10 protein-coding genes are annotated in these 18717 nt (G+C 55.9%); 9 read left to right on the top strand and 1 reads right to left on the bottom strand.

Going from position 1 to position 18717, the window contains the following annotated elements; genetic code table 11:
* Positions 1-20: 20 nt before the first annotated feature.
* From L6439_RS17660 to L6439_RS17625, 8 genes are all read left to right on the top strand, one after another.
* The gene (locus L6439_RS17660; protein ID WP_213468118.1) at positions 21-5783 is read left to right on the top strand and encodes a non-ribosomal peptide synthetase; all 5763 of its coding nucleotides are present in this window, start codon (positions 21-23) and stop codon (positions 5781-5783) included.
* A gap of 14 nt (positions 5784-5797) precedes the next feature.
* Positions 5798-6607: a methyltransferase domain-containing protein gene (locus L6439_RS17655; protein ID WP_168178758.1), complete on the top strand. Its 810-nt coding sequence runs from the start codon at positions 5798-5800 to the stop codon at positions 6605-6607.
* Between the two features lie 17 nt (positions 6608-6624).
* Entirely contained in the window at positions 6625-7875 is a 1251-nt protein-coding gene (locus L6439_RS17650) for an MFS transporter (protein WP_213468119.1), read from the top strand.
* 22 nt (positions 7876-7897) lie between these two features.
* Positions 7898-9157 carry an MFS transporter gene (locus L6439_RS17645; RefSeq protein WP_168178756.1) on the top strand — a complete coding sequence of 420 codons (1260 nt, stop codon included), beginning with the start codon at positions 7898-7900 and terminating at the stop codon, positions 9155-9157.
* Between the two features lie 4 nt (positions 9158-9161).
* Positions 9162-9866 carry an ABC transporter ATP-binding protein gene (locus L6439_RS17640; protein WP_168178755.1) on the top strand — a complete coding sequence of 235 codons (705 nt, stop codon included), beginning with the start codon at positions 9162-9164 and terminating at the stop codon, positions 9864-9866.
* Between the two features lie 24 nt (positions 9867-9890).
* Positions 9891-12260 (top strand): ABC transporter permease, encoded by a 2370-nt coding sequence (locus tag L6439_RS17635; RefSeq protein ID WP_213468120.1) that lies wholly within the window; start codon positions 9891-9893, stop codon positions 12258-12260.
* Positions 12261-12699: 439 nt separating this feature from the next.
* Positions 12700-14343, top strand: a complete 1644-nt coding sequence (locus L6439_RS17630; protein WP_168178753.1) for a hydroxysqualene dehydroxylase — start codon at positions 12700-12702, stop codon at positions 14341-14343.
* 23 nt (positions 14344-14366) lie between these two features.
* Entirely contained in the window at positions 14367-15662 is a 1296-nt protein-coding gene (locus L6439_RS17625; RefSeq protein WP_237096522.1) for a sensor histidine kinase, read from the top strand.
* Between the two features lie 118 nt (positions 15663-15780).
* Here L6439_RS17625 and L6439_RS17620 read toward each other — a convergent pair whose 3' ends face one another.
* Positions 15781-17955: a HelD family protein gene (locus tag L6439_RS17620; protein WP_213468121.1), complete on the bottom strand. Its 2175-nt coding sequence runs from the start codon at positions 17953-17955 to the stop codon at positions 15781-15783.
* Between the two features lie 241 nt (positions 17956-18196).
* Here L6439_RS17620 and L6439_RS17615 point away from each other — a divergent pair, with 241 nt between their 5' ends.
* Positions 18197-18556 (top strand): hypothetical protein, encoded by a 360-nt coding sequence (locus L6439_RS17615; RefSeq protein WP_237096521.1) that lies wholly within the window; start codon positions 18197-18199, stop codon positions 18554-18556.
* Positions 18557-18717 lie beyond the last annotated feature (161 nt).

Raw genomic sequence — 18717 nt, 5'->3', positions numbered from 1 at the left:
CGGTGGAACGGTGGGGGCTTATGACGAACAAAAATGAATTGGAAACGCGACGTTCACTTTTGTCGGACAAGCAGCGCGAGCTGCTTGAGCAGTGGAAGCTGGGACGAGGCAGGAAGCAACCGCGGATTGTTCCCAGACCGGAAGAAGATGGCCTGGTGCTGTCTCCGGCCCAGAAAAGGCTATGGTTCATGGATCAAATGCTGGCGGATAAGTCTGCTTACAACATGTATTTTGCCGTGAGGTTCAGCGGAGAGCTGGACATAGAGGCAGCCCGCCGGGCGCTGCAGCATATTATCGACCGCCATGAGTCGCTGCGCATCAATTTCATCAATTCCGGCGGTCGGCCGCAACTGCGGCGGATGGACCGTTTCACGCTGGAATTGCCCATCGAAGATGTTAGCGGACTGCATGAGACAGAAGCTGAAGCTCAAGCGAACGCGGTGATCCAGCGCGTCATTTCTTCGCCTTTCGATCTGGAGAGAGGGCTTCTGATGCGTGCCCAGGTCATCCGGTTGAAGGAGCGGGAGCATATGCTCGCGATATGCCTGCACCATATTATTTCCGACGGCTGGTCCATGGGCGTGCTGGCAAAGGAATGGGTGGCGTGCTACCGATCTTATTCAGAAGGCAAGACGCCCGCCCTTGCTCCCTTGCCGATTCAGTACAGCGATTTCGCGCATTGGCAGACGGAGCAGCTAAAATCGGGGGCATGGGAGAAGCATTTGCGTTATTGGAAGGACAGATTGGAGCATTGCCCGAGCATTGCGCTCGCACCGGACAAAAAAATGACGGATTGGGCCGGAAACCGGGGCGGAGAGGTGCCCTTCGAACTCCCGGACGATCTGGCTCACGCACTCAAATCATTTTGCGCCGAAGCAGACGCGACAATGTTCATGACGCTGCTCGCCCTGTTCGGGGGCGTGCTCTACCGCTATACTCATGAGCGCACGCTCGTGGTCGGGACGCCTGTTGCCAATCGCAACGATACAGAAATCGAAGGTCTCATCGGTTACTTCGTCAATTTATTGCCGCTTCGCATGGACATAGGCGAGGACATGACATTCCGCGAACTGCTGCGACAAGTGGCAGCAACGGCGGCCGAAGCATACGATCATCAGGATTTCCCTTTCGACCGCATCGTTGAGGAACTGCAGCCGGATCGCCAAGGATGGGCCATCCCGCTGGTTCGAAATCTGTTCGTCTATCAAAATACGCCTGCGGTCGATATTCAGCTTCCGAAAGCGCGAGCGGAGAGCATCAGACTGTTTAACGGCACGTCGAAGTCGGATGTGCTGCTGTCGATGGCGGAATTGCAAGGAAAAATCACCGGGCGGCTTGAATATAACGCCAATCTGTTCGTTCCGCAGTCGATGCAGAACTTCGTCAATCACTTTATTCAGTTCATTCGATCGGCGCTGTCTGCGCCTGATCGGGCTATCGGCCGGCTCGACTTGATGGAGGAGGGCGAGCGGGAGAGAATGCTGCAGCGCTCCGCCGCAATAGAGGCAACTGCGGCGGCATCGGAAGGCATTCATCGGCAATTCGAGCGCAATGCGGCCCTGTATCCGAACAATGTCGCGTTGAAGTGGAACGAAGCGGTTTGGACCTACCGGGAGCTCAACGCTTATGCGAACCGGCTTGCCCGCCATCTGCTGCAGTCGGGGGCTGAGCCCGGGCAATTCATCGGCTTGTGCATGTACCGCTCCCCTTATCTCATTGCCGGAATCCTGGCCATCTTAAAAGCCGGCTGCGCATATGTACCTCTCGATCCGGCGTATCCCGAAGAACGCATCCGCTGGATGCTGAGCGACTCGGGATGCGCGCTGCTGCTGGTGGATGAAGAGACCCGGGACGTGGTGGCATTCCGTTCTTGCACGCGTATTAATGCAGCGGCGCTGCCGGAGGATCCGTCAAGCGATTCTGCGAGCGATTTGTCTGTAGTCGTCAATGAATCCGATTTGGCCTACATGATCTACACGTCAGGCTCGACAGGGAAGCCTAAGGGAGTGCTTGTCGAGCATGGCAGCGTGAACCGGTTGTTCGCAGCGACGCGGCGATTGTTCGGCTTCCATGCGGAAGATGTATGGACGCTGTATCACTCATGCGCCTTCGATTTTTCTGTCTGGGAAATATGGGGGGCACTGCTCCATGGAGGAAGCCTTGTGATTGTGCCTGCCGGCGTGACGCGTTCCTTCGAGGACTTCTATCGGCTTCTCGCGCGCGAGCGGGTAACGGTACTGAATCAGACGCCGTCTGCCTTCAAGCAATTGATCCATGTCGAGCAGCATGCCGGATTCGAGGAGGCTGGGGAACTGTCGCTGCGTTACATTATTTTCGGCGGGGAAGCGCTGGAGCTGCAGTCGCTGCGGCCTTGGTTCCGGCTGCATGGCGATCGCCGGCCTCAATTGATCAATATGTACGGCATTACCGAAATTACGGTGCACGCGACGTTCCGGCCGATTACGCTGGAGGATCTGGATGCCGGGGCGGGCAGTGTCATCGGCGCGCCGCTGCCGGATCTGGAAGCGTACATCCTCGACGAGCATGGCCAGCCGGTTCCCTTGGGGGTTCCGGGGGAGCTGTATATTGGCGGGAGAGGCGTAGCCCGCGGATACTGGAACCGCGAAGAGCTGACCAGGGAGCGGTTCATCGCGAATCCGTTCGCTTCCGTCTCGGCGTGCGGACCCCGGGCTCGCCTGTACCGATCCGGGGACTTGGCCAGATGGACGGCGGCGGGAGAGATCGAATATTTGGGCCGCCGCGACGAGCAGGTGAAGGTTCGCGGCTATCGCATTGAGCTTGGCGAGATCGAGAGCGCAGTGAGCGATCATGAGCTGGTGTCCCAAAGCGTGGTCGTTGCCGAACGGAATGAGCACGGAGATGCCCAATTAACTTGTTATGTGATCCCGCACAAAAATGAACTGCATGCGCACGGCACGCTTCGGCAGTTCAAAGGCGAACTGGTCGAACGATGGGAGACGGTATTCGACAGCTATTACGCCAAAGGCAATGAACATGAGGACAAGACGTTCCATATCGTCGGATGGAATGACACCTATACGGGGCTGCCCATACCGGCGGTCGAGATGGAGGAATGGACCAGCGAAACGGTCGAACGGATTCTGAAGTACAGGCCGAAACGGGTGCTGGAAATCGGATGCGGTACCGGCTTGCTGCTGTTCCGGATCGCCCCGTCGTGCGAGTCCTATATCGGCACCGATTTATCCGAGAACGCGATCGAATATGTCAGTTCGCATCTGCATCTGCTGGGAGAGAACCGCCATAAGGTTTCGCTGTTCAAATGCAATGCCCACGAGCTTCCCGACGTGGATCAGGTCGACATGGTCATATTGAACTCGGTGGTGCAGTATTTCCCGGATGTCTCGTATCTGAATGAGGTTCTGCAGCATGTTGCCGGCAAATTGAAGCCGGGCGGATGCATCTTTCTCGGCGACATTTGCGGCCTTATGTTCAGAGAAGCGTTCCATTGCTCCGTCGTGCTGAATGGCGTGGACGAGCGAATTTCGCTGCCGGAGTTCAACCGGCTCGTGCTTCGCAAAATGAAGCAGCACAGCGAACTGATGCTGGACACCGGCTATTTCGCGCAATTGCAGCGGGAACTGACCTCCATCCGAACGGTTGAAGTGCTCTATAAAAAGGGCAACTATCGCAATGAGATGAACAAGTTCCGATACGATGCGGTGCTGCATGTCGGCGATAAACCGGTATGGGAGACCGAGGCTCTCTTTGAATGGAGTCCCGATATCAAGCGGCAGCTGCGCGAAGGCAAGCTGTGCGCCGCGCATTCTTCCGCCTGCTTCCTCGTGACGGGGATCCCGAATGGACGCCTTGCGGAGGAGTGGGAATTTATGCGCTGGCGGCGCCAGGCCGCTCCGGCGGACACGATCGCGGATTACCGCAGGCATTTCATGCGGGAGTCGCCGTTATCGCAATGGACGGATCCGGCGGACATTCTCCAATGGGGCGGGCAGAGCCATCATGTGGAACTTCTGTTGTCCGATGATGAGACATGCTTGGACGCGATCTTCATGCCTTACGGGGAGGAGAAGCTGACGCCTTGCAGATACACGGGTGCACCCAAGGCTTCATTGGAGCTGGCAAGCATTCCGATGCAGCAGGAGGTGGAAGGAAGGCTGGCCGCCAGCATTCGAGAAGAGCTGAAGCAACGGCTGCCGGACTTCATGATTCCGTCCCAATTCGTGGTTCTGGAGCAATTCCCGCTTACGGCCAACGGCAAGATCGAACGCGCAAAATTGCGCGAGCTGAAGCCCGGCAGGCACTTGGCGGATAAGGAGACGGCGTTAGATGGCGCGCAGCACTTCACGGATACGGAGCTGGCGCTGCGCGAGATGTGGCTAGGCTTGCTTGATGCGGAGCATATCGGATTAGAGGATAGCTTTTTCGATATGGGCGGCCACTCGCTTCTAATCAGCCGGATGATGTTCCAGATTCGGAAGAAGTTCCAGGTTCAGATTCCGCTAGTACAGTTGATGCAAGAGCCGACGATCAAGAGCATTGCCTCGCAAATCGAGAGGGTGTTGGCGCAGGAAGAAGCTGGGGACGGACTGGACTTGGCAAGCAGGATCGTGCTCGATCCGGCCATTCAGGCTGCGGATATCCCGCAAGCGGTGAGCATGGCAGAGGATGAAGCCGTGCTTCTGACGGGAGGCACGGGATTCTTCGGGGCGTTCCTGCTGCATGAGTTATTGCACTCCGATTCCTCCCGGCACGTCTATTGTCTGGTACGCGCTGCGGACCGGGAGACAGGCATGCGCAGGATCGCCGAGGGGATGAGAAAGTATGGGCTATGGAAGGACGAGTACGAGACGCGGGTGACGGCGGTAACCGGGGATTTGGGCGCAGCGCGTCTAGGGCTGGACGAGAAGGCATACGAATTCTTGACCAAGGAGATCACGTCCATTTTTCACAACGGAGCCGTCGTGAATTTTGCCCAACCTTATTTGGCATTGGAGGCTGTCAATGTCAAGGGGTGCGAGGAGATATTGCGGTTTGCCGCGGCCGGAGCCGTGAAGCCGATCCATTATATCTCCACATTATATGTATTCTCTGAAAAAGATGCCAAAATCAAGAAAATCATTCTAGAGGATGATGTGCCTGTTTGTAGCGATGCTTTAAAATTGGGGTACACACAAAGCAAATGGGTGGCGGAAGGAGTAATGCGGGAAGGCAGAAGACGCGGAATCCCCGTCAGCATGTATCGTCTTGGCCGGATTTCGGGCGACAGCCGAACCGGGGCGTGCCAAGACAGTGACTTCTTCTGGAAAATCATCCGCTTCTGTCTCCAGCTTGGCGCATTCCCGGATATCGATTTCCGATTCAACTTGATTCCGGCCGACTTTGCCGCAGACATCATCGTTCGGCTAGCCTCCTCCAGATTCTCGAATCAGACATTTCACGTGATGAATGATCACGATTGCTCATTCAAGGATATCACCCGCATACTCGCGAAGCGAGGATATTCATTTGCGTACCTGCCCTGGATGGATTGGAAGGCGAGAGTGTCGCAGAGCCTGGAAGCAGGCAATGATGCAGGCAATGCGGGCGGGCTCGACATCTCGATCGTGCCGTTCATTGAGGAAATGTCCATCAGTGAAGGCGAGACACCTGTCTTTAACGCGGACAAAGTGTTCTCCTTCCTGAAAGAACGCAAGCTAGACTGCCCGCAAATGGATGCAGACAGATTGGCCATGTATATCGATTATTTTGCTGCCAGCGGTTATTTCGAACCAATTTCCGTGTAAAGAGGAGGAAGAACATGAACAAGCTGATGATGGATGAAGGAAAGCTGAAGCGGTTGTTAGAGCGGATGAAAGGGCAAATGAACATCAGTTGGTCCAAGGAAGAACAGGTTCTCGGACAGTTCGGCGTCAAGGATGGCGATTCCATTCTGGAGGTTGGCAGCGGTCCCGGATTCGTGACGGAGCAGCTCTCGCGAATGTTCCCTTCGAGCCGCATTACTTCTATTGAAATCGAAGATTATTACGTCCAATATGCACGGCAGCGCATTGCGCCCGGAAATGATGGACGGGTAAGCGTCGTGCATGGAGACATTCTGGAACATGGCCTTCCGCTCGCTCATTTCGATGTCGCCATCGCCAGACTTGTGTTTCAGCATTTGCCGGATCCGGCCCAAGCCGCAAGGAACATATTCGATCTGCTGAAGCCGGGAGGAAAGCTGATTATTTTGGATGTGGACGACGCCATCTGGGGCATGGTCGATCCGGTTATTCCGGAGCTGATGCATGTGTTGAATCAGCATGCCAAGGAGCAGGCTTCGCAAGGAGGAAACCGGTTCATTGGCCGCCGGCTCTGGCATATGCTGCAGCAGGCCGGCTATGCCGATTTGCAGCTGAAGCTGCTCGCCTCACATAGCGACGAGCTCGGCATCGAAGCCTTCCTGCCGCAAGTCGATGCCGAGGAGATGCGAACGATGGTGGAGAGCGGATTTGCGACGGAAGAAGAAGTGGCAGCCGTGCAGAAAGGCGTCTCTTCCTTTCTCGCCAGCGAGCACCCATACGCCATGCTCATCATGATGGCCGTCTGTGGTGTCAGACCTAACTCGTAGAAGGGGAGCGTGTCTATATGGGAATAAAGGATACGCCGTCTGCCGTTGCCCGCATCCTGTTCTGGTCGGCTGTTGTCTTTAACGTGGCCGTGTGGATCGATCTGGTGGCGATGCTGAATTACTGGGGCTTTTACCATGCGGCCACGCCCATCCAGCTCGGGGTTCTCGTCATGAGCTTTTCGGGTTCCATGGCCCTGGCGACAGCAATGGGAAGCGGACGGATTCAGAAGCGGAATGTACTGGCTATGATGGGAGCTGCTTTGGGGAGCGGGATGATCATGGTGCTTCATTTGTCCGTGGCGTCTTTTGCCGCGGCAATCGGACTGATCCTCATCAAAGGCTTGCTCATCGGATGCTTTGTTAACGGACAGGAGGTATTGCTGCGGAGGATGACCTCTCCGCAGCTATATGAAGCGCTTGACAAGCGGTTCGAATGGCTGGTGGCGATCGTCAAGTGCGCCGGGCCGCTGGCTGCCGGATTGAGCGTGATGGTATGGCAACCGCAGGTGACCGTGTGGATAGCCGCCGTTACCTATGCCGTTACTGCCATTCCCGCAGCCTTTCTGTCCAGACCTGCGCGAGCGGGAGAGGCGAGCAGGGAGGAGCCGGCCCAGGACAACGGGAACGTGCGGCATCCAGGCGAGGCGCCGGACGCATCCGTTCGCGCATACCTGATGTCGGGGCTCATTATCCTTGCGGCGATGTCCTTCTTCGTCACGGTCGGCGATTCACAATTGGTCGTGTTGTTCCGCGACATCTACCAGTGGGACAATGCCGCGATCGTGGCTTATGTGATGGCTGCCGCAGGTCTCGGCACGCTGTTGGTTCGGATGCGGGTGGAATCATCCGGAGGCCAGCCCTCCTTCAAGGCGATAAGCCTGTCCTCGGCAGGGTTGGCGCTCGTATTTCTTGCCGTTACGTGGGCCATGAGCCGGCACATGGACGTAGCCTGGCTATTGGGACTGTTTTTTGCCGGCGGCATATGCTGGCAAATCGGCTTCTCCCTTTATCTGAAAAAGCTCGGTCAATTGGCTGCCGCTCGCGCAAAAATGGTGCAATTCGGGACGGTCATGGCGCTTACGTATATTTTGGGGCCCCTCTTCGGAGGATTGGGCGTGGCATGGCTCGGAATCGGCGCGACGTTCTTGTGGGCGGGAGCGTGCATCCTTGTTTTCGGCCTTGCGGCCAGTGCGGGGTATGCCGCGATTCTGGCAAAGCTGCGCAAATCGGCCCAGCGCTCATCCCATCCAGTGAAGGAAGCGAAATGAGAAAAGGGGGGAAGCGGTCTGCATGGAAGCAGCGAAACAGAGTTTGTTCGGCAATAAAAATGTAGTGTATTTATTATCCGCACAGCTATTTTCCGCTTTGGGAGACGGAATATCCCTGCTCGCTATACTGGCCTTGTTCGGCTTTCAAATGGAAGCCTCCCCGATGGAAATGGCATATGTCACGTTGTCATTAGGGCTTCCATTTGTTCTCTTCGGTCCTCTCACGGGCGTGTTGGCAGATAAATTCGACCGCAAGAAAATCATGATATTCTCGGATATTGCTCGCTGCGTCATCATGCTCGCGATTGCCTTCACGGACCAAATCTGGCTGCTGTACGGCTTGTTCTTCCTGAAAGGAACCTTCGAATCGATGTTTACTCCGGCCAAGAACGGAAAGGTGAAGGAATATGTCCCGAACGAGCAGATGGATCAGGTGGTCGGCATCACGACGATCATCGACTACGGATCCAAAATTATCGGGCCTGCGGTCGGAGGAGTGCTGGTGGCGGCGGCGGGCGTGAAGCTTGCCTTTTATATTGACGCCGCGTCTTTCCTCATTTCGGCCTTGCTGCTGCTGGGACTATCAAAGCGGTCGATCCCGGAAGATCAGGAACAGGACGGGAAGGGCGAGGAGTCGTTCGTCTCCTTGTTCAAAAACGGATTAACGTTCATACGGAACACGCCGGCTCTGTTATATAGCTCGATTGCATTCAGCGTCGCCATGCTTGTGCTGACCTTGACGGATACCCAGCTCGTGGTGCTGATGCGCGAAATGTCCGACGTTCCGCCATCCTTGTTCGGCGTCGTCATGGGAGCGATCGGGCTCGGAACGTTGGCGGTCGCCGCTTACTTGTCCAAAGCGAAAATAAACGGCGCAATCGCCTATATGTCCCTGGGGTGCCTCGGGGCAGGCGTCGCTTTTGTGTTGATTACCTTGTTTACCCAATGGGAAATGTCAGGGAAGTGGATATGGTATCCTGCGTTAGGACTGTTTGGCGGTTGTTTTGCGGCGCTCGTATTCGTTCCTTTCCAGTCGATGGCTCAGAAGCTGACGCCGGAATCTTATACGAGCCGCGTGTTCGGAGTTATCGGCAGCCTCAGCACATTTGCCACGATCGTCGGCCCTTTGATGGGCGGGGTGTTGATCGACTTATACGGCGTGTTCCCCATTTTCTTCGTCGTTAGCGGCCTGCTCGTATTGACGAGCGCGGCTCTTGTGGCGTTGTACCTGACAGACAGCAAGACGAAGCACGCGGCGGTCGACGGTTACGAAGGGGGATAATCAGATGGACTTAATAAGAGTCAACAATGTAAGCAAGATATATGGCGAAAAGGAAAGCCGGGTTTGCGCGCTCGACGGGATTACCGTCCGCATTGCAAAAGGCGATTTTGTCGCATTGCTTGGTCCGAGCGGCTCCGGCAAGTCTACTTTGCTCAACGTGATGTCCGGTTTGGAGAAGGCGGATGCGGGAGAAATTTATTTTGCCGACCAACCTATTTCCCGGTATGGGGATAAGCAATTGGTCGAATTTCGACGGAAGCATACAGGGTATATTTTTCAGCAGTATCATTTGATTTCGAACTTGACGGTTCAAGAAAATATCGAGATCGGGCAATATCTGAACGCGGATAGCCTCAACTTGGATGAACTCATGAAGGAATTGAATATCCATCATCTGAAAAGCCGGTTCCCGTATGAACTATCCGGGGGCCAGCAGCAGCGGGTAGCGATTGCAAGGGCATTGATCAAGAAGCCCGAGGTGCTTTTCTGCGACGAAGCGACAGGCGCTCTGGATGAAGCGAACGGAAAGCAGGTGCTGAACTGCCTGCAAAATATGCAGCAAAAATACGGCATTACGATTGTATTCGTCACGCATCATCTCGGAATCGCGAAAATGGCCCGGCACATTATCAGGCTGAATAGCGGCCGGCTGGTTGCCCAAGAAGTGAACGAGCATCCGCTTGCGGCCGAGGAAATCAGTTGGGGATAACTTCATTGCAGGGGATGTGTATTCATGAGAAACGTAATGAGGTTTGTGTGGCGCGATTTGTTGAAGCATCGGCTGCAGGTATGGCTTATGCTTCTCCTCATCGTGGCTACATCCTTTATTTATTTCTTTATTCAATATGCTTCGGACGGAATCCTCACGGAATACGAGCGCTTTGCCGAAGCGAGCGGCCAGGAGCATTTTGCTTTCCGCCCGAATCTGGCCGTCCTGCTGGAGGAAGAGAAGCTGCGGCAGCTCGCGCGGAGGGAATCCATATCTCAGCAAGATCTAGACTCGCTTGGACTGGAGAACCTGATCGATACCGGCATGCTGCGGCTGCCGGATGAAGAAGCTGCGGCGGCCGCGCGCTTGAGCGAGGAATATCGATTCCATGCGGACGAGATGAAATATAAAGAGAACGTCGAGCAAGGAATGCTCTATCGCTGGTACGATGATGCCAGCGGGCGGAGCGTAAATCGGATTCACGTCGTCGAAGGGCGGCTGCCCGCAGACAACGGCGAAATTGCCGTTGCCTTACATGCCGATACGGGGCAGCCGTGGAAGGTCGGCGATCGGCTGACAATCGGGGATCAGGCATACGCCATTACTGGAACGGTCATACTTCCCGAACAAATGCGGCGATATGCCGCTGACGCGGAACGACCTTTCGATATTATCGTGTCCGCGAAGCAATATGAAGGGATTAACGGCAAGGAATTTCACTATTTTAGCGGACGTTTCCGAGATGGAGTATATAAGGAAGATGCAATCCGTCAAATGGCACAGGACGTACGCTTTGCTTCCTTCCTGCCTGCTCAAGACAATCCCGGGGCGACGGAACTGGCGAAGGGCGCGGCTTCCAATTCCGGGATGGCGCTCCTGTTTCTGATAATCTTGACGTTGTTATGCACAGGGGTATTTCTCATCTTTCTGAATCGCCGCCTGCGGCAGCAACAGAAATCACTGGGATGTCTCATTGCGTTAGGCTATCCGCGCGCCCAGCTCCGTAAGGCCTACGTCGCCATTCATGCGGCGCTATGTGCGGCTGGCGTTATTCTGGGTCTGCTTCTCGCTTATTTTGCCAGCGATTTGCTTCTCCAGCAGTTTCAGGCCCAATATGTGATGCCCGCTTTTCCGAAGAAGCTTGACGCTTCTTCCTTGCTGACGGGCGTGCTTGTCATCATGATCGGATTCAATGCGTCTTCCTATTGGATGGTGGCCCGGATTATGAACGGCGACGCGGCTGCGATGCTTCACGCCCGGCAGAAGCAGGAACACGTTAATTTCCTTACCAGGCGGGTAAGCGGCGCAACGGCTGGTCTGCCTTTCATCTGGCGGGTTAAATTGCAAATGTCTGTTCGAAGTCTGAAAATGATCGTTATGCTCGGCATTACGGTACTGCTGTCGTCGATCCTGTTTATTATGGGCTTGTCATTGAATCAGTCCAGCTCCATTGCGGCGGAACAGAGATTTCGCGGAGTTAACTACCAATACGATATTCAATATGCGGAAGCAAGGATTTCTCAGCATGATGAGAGCCGCAATGATTATTATATGCAGAAGAACAAGCGCATGGCGTGGGACGAGGGCAGCGGCAAGCGGGCGGGAGCGACGGTCAATCTGCTGGCATTCGATGGCGACGAACAGTGGCTGACATTGTCGGACGGAAGCGGACGGGAGATAAATGCCAAGCTGAAGGAAGGAGCCATCGTGCACGTGTCCAAGGCGCACTTATACGGCTTGCAAATCGGCTCGACCATCAAGCTCCTTATCGGCGGCAAGGAAGTTGCCGTTCCGATTGCAGCCTTCTGTTCTAATGGAGATCCGGCGGCCGTTTATATGGATAAGCTGCAGTTGACGAAGGCTCTCGGCATTTCACCGGATATTTACAACGCTTCGTTCACGAATTCGCTTGGGGCTGATGCGCGGCAGGGAGCGGGCAGCAAAGTCATATCCACCGAGAACATGCGCAAGGAGATGCAGGATCAGGCGTCCTCCTCGCAGCTGAGCGCCGTCCTGAATCAGGTCATCGGCGGTGTCATCGCGGTCATCATGGTGTGGCTCGTCGCTTTGATAACGGTAGAAGAGAACAAAAATAACATGGCCATACTCCGCATAATCGGGTACAGCGAGAGGGAGATAGCCAATATGTTGTTGAATATATATATGGCGATTGTGATCGTTTCATATTGCGTGTTCACGCCGATCTCTTTATTGGTTGTGAGATATATACTCAACTTGGTTTCGCTTAACACGAACGATTTTATTCCATTGATCTACAGTATTTATACATTTGTTTTGGTGCTGGCTATCATTGCAGCCATTTATTATGCCGTGCTCTTCGCCGTTAGGCGGTTGCATGCGCATACCTTCGGCGCGTCCCCGGCTAACATGTGACACAAGCTTATCAGCAGAGCAATAAGAGAACGAAGAGCAGGAGGTTCGGGCACCAAATTGTTCTTGGCGGAACAGAGGACACTTTATAGCAGCTCTATCCAATTTGTGCGAGCGGGTTCGACTCGTCCGGCAGGGTGCGGCATGCACATGCTTCCCGGGATCTATTTTTTCTCTTCATCATGTTGAGCAAAAAAACGAGATTAGGACTCGTGTATGGTTAGCCGGTTCGCTGCATCATTATGCTATGGCGCCGCCCGCTTCCGCTGATGGAAGAGGAGCGGCGCTTCTTTCGGCGGCACCCAACGCCGGAGCAGTATTTATTTAAGCCTTTTACTCTAGCAATAATGTGGAAATATGTTGAAAAATAAGCTTTCTATAGTAAGATGATATTAGTTGTTTTTTCCTAAACTTCATAGAGAACAGGAGTGCAGGCGCTGAGATGGTAGCATCAGTTCATCCTTCAGTTGTCGTGCTGGGCGGCGGAATCGCCGGCATGAGTGCCGCGCAGGAGCTGATGGAGCGCGGATTTCACGTTACGGTTTTGGAGTCGCGCCGCATTCCCGGAGGGAAGGCGCGCAGCATGCCTGTGCCGGGGACGGGAACAGAGGGACGGCGGGATTTGCCGGCTGAGCACGGATTTCGCTTTTTCCCGAAGTTCTACAAGCATGTCACGGACACGATGAAGCGCATCCCTTATCAGGGGGGACGGCGCAGCGTGTATGATAATCTCATCGAAGGCACGAATCTGGGACTTGCGTTTTTCGACCGCCCGATGCAGCCTTTTCTAACCGAATTCCCCCAATCCATCAGCGGATGGAGAACCTTGCTCAAATCTCTCTTCAGGAACAATCTCAGACTCAGCGAGCATGATATCGACCACTATGTGTCTGCCCTATGGAAGGTGTTGACGAGCTGTGACGAGCGCAGATTGCTCGATTATCAGCGCGTCTCCTGGTGGGATTTCCTGCAGGCGGAGAAGCAGTCCCCCGAATTCCGGCACATCTTTACCGGCTTGACGCGCATTCTTGTCGCAGCCAGAGCCAGAGAAGTAAACGCTTGCACGGTCGGCACGGTCGGAGCGACGATCATGCTGGACATGGTGCTGCCGGGAGGCAGCGCCGATCGGCTTTTGAACGGGCCGACGAACGATGTATGGATTAACCCGTGGCTGAACTACTTGCGGCAGGGGGGCGTCGATTACCGCTTCGGCGCCAAGGTCGAGCATATTCACTGCGAGGACGGCCGGATCCGAGGGGTAACGGTAACCGAGAACGGCCAGTCCCGACGGGTGACCGCGGACTATTACCTTGCGGCGCTGCCGGTGGAAGTGATGGCTGAATTGCTGAATGACGGGCTGCTTGCCGGCGATCCGCTGCTGGGGGGATTAATTGAGCTGGCCAAGAATGTCGAGTGGATGAACGGTGTCCAATTTTATCTGAAGGTGGATGTGCCGATCATTCATGGACATGTCATTTACATGGACAGCCCTTGGGCGTTGACCTCGGTCTCGCAGGCCCAGTTCTGGCCCGAATTCCGGTTAAGCGACTATGGCAACGGCCAGGTGAGGGGGATTATCTCCATTGATGTATCCGATTGGAAGGTGCCGGGCATTTTGTACGGGAAGCCGGCGATGGAATGCACTAGGGAAGAGATTAAGGCCGAGGTGTGGGAACAGATCAAGCGCAGTCTGAATCAGGACAAGATCGTGCTGTCCGACGACATGCTCGTGGAGTGGAATCTGGATGAAGATATTCAATTCGAAGAGGGACGGGCGACCAATGCGGAGCCGCTGCTCGTGAACCACGTGAACACCTGGAACCTGCGGCCGAACGCTTACACGGCGATTCCGAATTTGTTCCTGGCCTCCGACTATGTCCGGACGAATACGGATCTGGCCACGATGGAGAGCGCGAACGAAGCCGCCCGCCGGGCCGTCAACTGCATTCTGGAGCGCGCCGGCTCCGATGCGCCCCCATGCAAAATATGGGACATGTATGATTATCCGATCCTGTCGGCTTGGCGTTCCAACGATCGGGCCCGATTCCACAAAGGCTTGCCCTGGAACGGGAAAATAATCGGTTAACTCGCTTTTCGCGTGTACGGCGAATGGCTACTACGTTCGGAAAGGAACGGTTAACTTTGATCGATTCGATACTATCCCAGGAATTCAGGGGACTGCTGTATATTATGTCCGCCTGTCTGATGTTTTTGCTGATCACCCCGCAGTTCATGTTTGCCAATTATCGGAGAAAGATGCTGTTCATCGGCATTTTACTGGTGCTTACGTATTTCTATATTCGCTATGAGAAGATTCATCCGTTCGTGTACGGCGTTCACCTTACGCCGATCTCGCTGACGCTGGCGGCGCTGTTCGAAGGGTTTTTGCCGGGGATCGTCACTTGGCTTGCCTTCAATCTGTGCACCGTGCTGCTGCTGGGAGAGAATGTGCTGGCGACCGCCGTCGGCTCGACGCTGCTGCTCGTGATGGGCCTTTATTTTCACTACCGTCATGTGCTTCAAAGCACCTATTGGCAGATTTGCCTGCTGGCCGTCACCTTGACGACGACCTATTTGCTCGGGTATTTGCTATGCTTCACGCAGTGGCGGCACCTGACCGGCGTCGATGCGGGAGTGGCGGTGGTCGGCACGTATTTGTCGGCCATGTACGTCAGCTATATTTATCATCATGTCAAAAATCAGGAAAAAATGCGGGAAGAGCTGTTCCGCGCCGAGAAGTATCAGGTCGTGGGCCAGCTCGCCGCATCCATCTCCCATGAGATTCGCAACCCTCTTACCACATCCCAAGGCTTTCTCCAACTGATGACGAAGGAGAATCTCACCCCCGAGCAATTCGAGAACTATCACCGCCACGCCGTAGCGGGAATCGAGCAGGCAAATGCGATCATCACCGATTATTTGAACTACGCCAAGCCTGTCGTCGAGCTGGCGCGGCCGCTTCACGTTCAGAAGGAGGTGGATGATGTCGTCGCCATGATCGCGCCGCTGTGCGCCTTGTCCGAGGTGAAGGTGAACACCCAGCATCTGACCAAATGCCCGCGCTATGTGTCGGGAGAATCGAAAAAGCTGCAGCAATGTCTGCTGAACATTATGAAGAATGCCGTCGAATCGATGCCAAGCGGCGGCGAGCTGACCGTGACGACATGGTCCGACAACGAAGGCGTCCACATTCACATCAAGGATACCGGGGTCGGCATGAGCGAGAGTCAGATCAAGCGCATCGGCATGCCGTTCTATACGACGAAGGAGAAGGGGACCGGCTTGGGGCTGATGGTCGTCATCGGATTGATGAAGGCGATGAACGGCAAAGTATCCTACTACAGCCGGCCGGATGAAGGGACGACCTGCGTGCTGCAGTTCAAGCAGGTGAGGCTGTTCCGGTAGCCGCCGATAGCATGCCCGGCTAATGCAGAACAGCCAAGAGCGTTGGATAGCTCTTGGCTGTCTAAGGCCGGCCCGCGAGCGCGCAACCGTCTCCTTGCGGTGCGGCCTCTGCGCTTGATTACGAATGCTCATGCATGGTCCATTCATCATCCGACTGCGGAAGCAGCGGGCTGATGACGCCATCCACGCACAGGGTCAGCTGATGGAGCGCGCGCGTGCAGCCGACATACATCAGCCGCGCTTCCAACGGGCTCATGCCGTAATGGGTGTCATTGGCATGGAGCAGAATGACGGCATCGAACTCAAGCCCTTTCGACAGATAGACCGGAAGGACCGAGATGCCGCCCGAATATTGCTGCTGCCGGCCGTCGATGAGATGCGCTTCGGCACCCAGCGTCCGCAGCCGCTCGTGCCATTCGCGCGCTTCCTCCGTCGTGCGGGTCAGAATCGCCGTCGTCTGGTAGCCCTGCTCCCGGTGGCGCTCCAGTTCGCCGGCCGCCCAGGAAGCGGTCTGCCCGGGGGCCATATGCCGTATGCGGACCTTGTTCCCGCTGCGGAATACCGGCTCGGCGAGCATGGTCGTCTTCACGCCGCGCTTCAGGATGGCGTTGGCGAAGTGGATAATCTCCATCGTGGAACGGTAGCTTCGCGTCAAGGCGTGATAGGCCGTATCTTCGCCGGCGAAGGCGCTGCGCATCTCCTGCCAGTCTTCGATGCCGGCATAGGCGTGAATGCCCTGGGACAGGTCGCCCAAGATCGTGAACGAGTGGCTCTTCGCGAGCCGGTCGAGCAGGGCGACCTGAAGCGGAGAGAAGTCCTGCGCTTCGTCGATGACGACGTGATCGAACCGCTGGCCGGAACTCACGCCATGAAGCAGCAGGTGGAGACAGACGAGCGTAGCCACATCCTCCTGCCTTACGATGCCGCGCTTCAAGCTCGCCAGCGTCTGCTTCCTTACGGCGGACGGGAGGTGGCCGGCATACGCATCGTCCTGGAGGAGCTGCTTGTACACTTCCATGACCTCCGCTTTGGACCAGCGCTTCAGATACGCTTTCAATTTGGCGGAGCCTTTGCGCTTCTTCTCCTGCTGGCGGGATCTGATCGGCTCCTGCTTCAGCTCCATCTCCAGCCAGCGCTGCATGCGGGCCGCCACGCGCTCCAGCCGCTTGGCCGGTTCATAGGAGCGGTACTCCTGCCGGAACCAGTGCGCGATCGTCGCGTGCGGAAGCAAGCCGCCTTCCCATGGGATGAAGTCTTCTTCCGGTATCGCCCGCTCCACCCAATGCCGGACGAACTCGTCCAGCCGCCGCATCCATTCCAGCGAGCCCTTGAAGCGTCCCGGGCTGCCGCTGCTGTCGAGCGGCCGCTCCGCGAGGGAGCCGTACCATTGTTCGATCTCGTCCATCGGCGAGGCGAGCTGCACGCGTTCCTCCAGCCCGATCAGCTCCAGCGCCCAATCGGCGAAGGTGCGCTGCTGGATATTGCCGACGCCCAGTTCGGGCAGCACTTCCCCGATATAGTCGAGGAACATGCGGTTCGGCGCAAAAATAATCATGCGCTCGGCATGAATCTGATCCTGATACTGATAGAGCAAGTAGGCGAGCCGATGCAGGGCGACGGTCGTCTTGCCGCTGCCCGCGACCCCTTGGATGAATAGCGCCTTGTTCTTCGGCGCGCGGATAATCGCATCCTGCTCGGATTGAATGGTCGAGACAATGTCGCGCAGCTTGTTATCCTTGTTCTCGCCCAAGCGGTAGACGAGGAATTCGTCGGTCACGCTCTCCTCTCCCTGCTCGCGGTCGAACGTATCGACTACCCGCAGGAGCTGTTCGTTGCGGATGACAAGATTCCGCTTCAAGTGAACCTCCGCCGTCATCGTCCCCTCCGGCGCCTCATAGGATGCGGGCTCCAATCCGCCCGTGAAGGAGTAGAACAGGCTGGCGACGGGAGCGCGCCAATCGATGACGAGCGGATAGGAATCCGCGCCCGGCGTGGAGGCTTCCTGCTCCCGCCTCTCGCCGGCGTCGACTCCCTGCTTCCCGATGTAGAGCGGAATCACCTGTTCGCGGCTTCCTTCGCGGACGTCGAGGCGCCCGAAATAAGGCTCGCGGGCAGCCCGCTGCAGCTTCTGCCGGCGCTGCTCGCGATTGTCTTCCAATACTTGCTCGGTAAAGTCATCTCCCTTATAGACGGGAACTTGCCGCAGTGCTTCATACTGCTTCCGGATCTCCCGGAGTGTCGCATCAAGATGGTGCTGCTCTTCTTGATAGGCACTTTGAAACGTGTCAGTCACTTTCAGTTACCTCCTAAGAATGATCATATTGCTGGAAAATGGGAACCTAGCATACCACACGCTAGGAGCAAAAGCAATGACTGGAACGGTTTTTGGATTGGCGATGTGCGGCCCCCCGGTTCCCGGCCGTCTGACTCGAGGGCAGAAGGCACTCCCATGCCGTTGATTCGGCTGCGGCCCGAAAGGGGAACATAAGAATAAAGAGAGGAACATAAGCATGATGATGCGACGGGAGGAATGAATGATGAAAGCATCAGAACAGGCAGGGCGGCAGACGAGCCGGCTGCGCCGGGCAGCGGGGAGAAGAAGCGCAGGAAGAGCCGTGGGAACGGTTGTCCTGCTCTTGCTCCTGACGGGCATGCTGAGCGGGTGCGTGCCGGGAGACGGGACCTATACGCCCGCGAAGCCGGCAGGCTTCTTCTGGGGCATCTGGCACGGCTGGATTGCTCCAATCTCGCTGATCCTCGGTGCGATCAACGGCGAATATCGCATCTATGAAGGGAACAATACCGGGTGGTGGTATGATCTCGGCTTCTACCTTGCCCTGCTCGGCGGATTCGGCGGCTTGTCGCTCACCCGATCGAAGCGGAAGGACAGATAAAGAGCGGCTCTTCCTCGACGAGGCGCAAATATCCTTGCCAGAAGGAGCATGTCCATGCGAGAGACATGCTCTTTTTTGTTGAAGAAATAGGGTGACAGGGAATTGTTACAATAACGAAAGCTTGGCGTAAGGAAGAAGAATGGCTCGATTCCCCGTTTCGG

The sequence above is a fragment of the Paenibacillus dendritiformis genome (genome assembly GCF_021654795.1).
Lineage (GTDB): Bacteria > Bacillota > Bacilli > Paenibacillales > Paenibacillaceae > Paenibacillus_B.
This window is presented reverse-complemented; position numbering and strand designations above follow the sequence as displayed.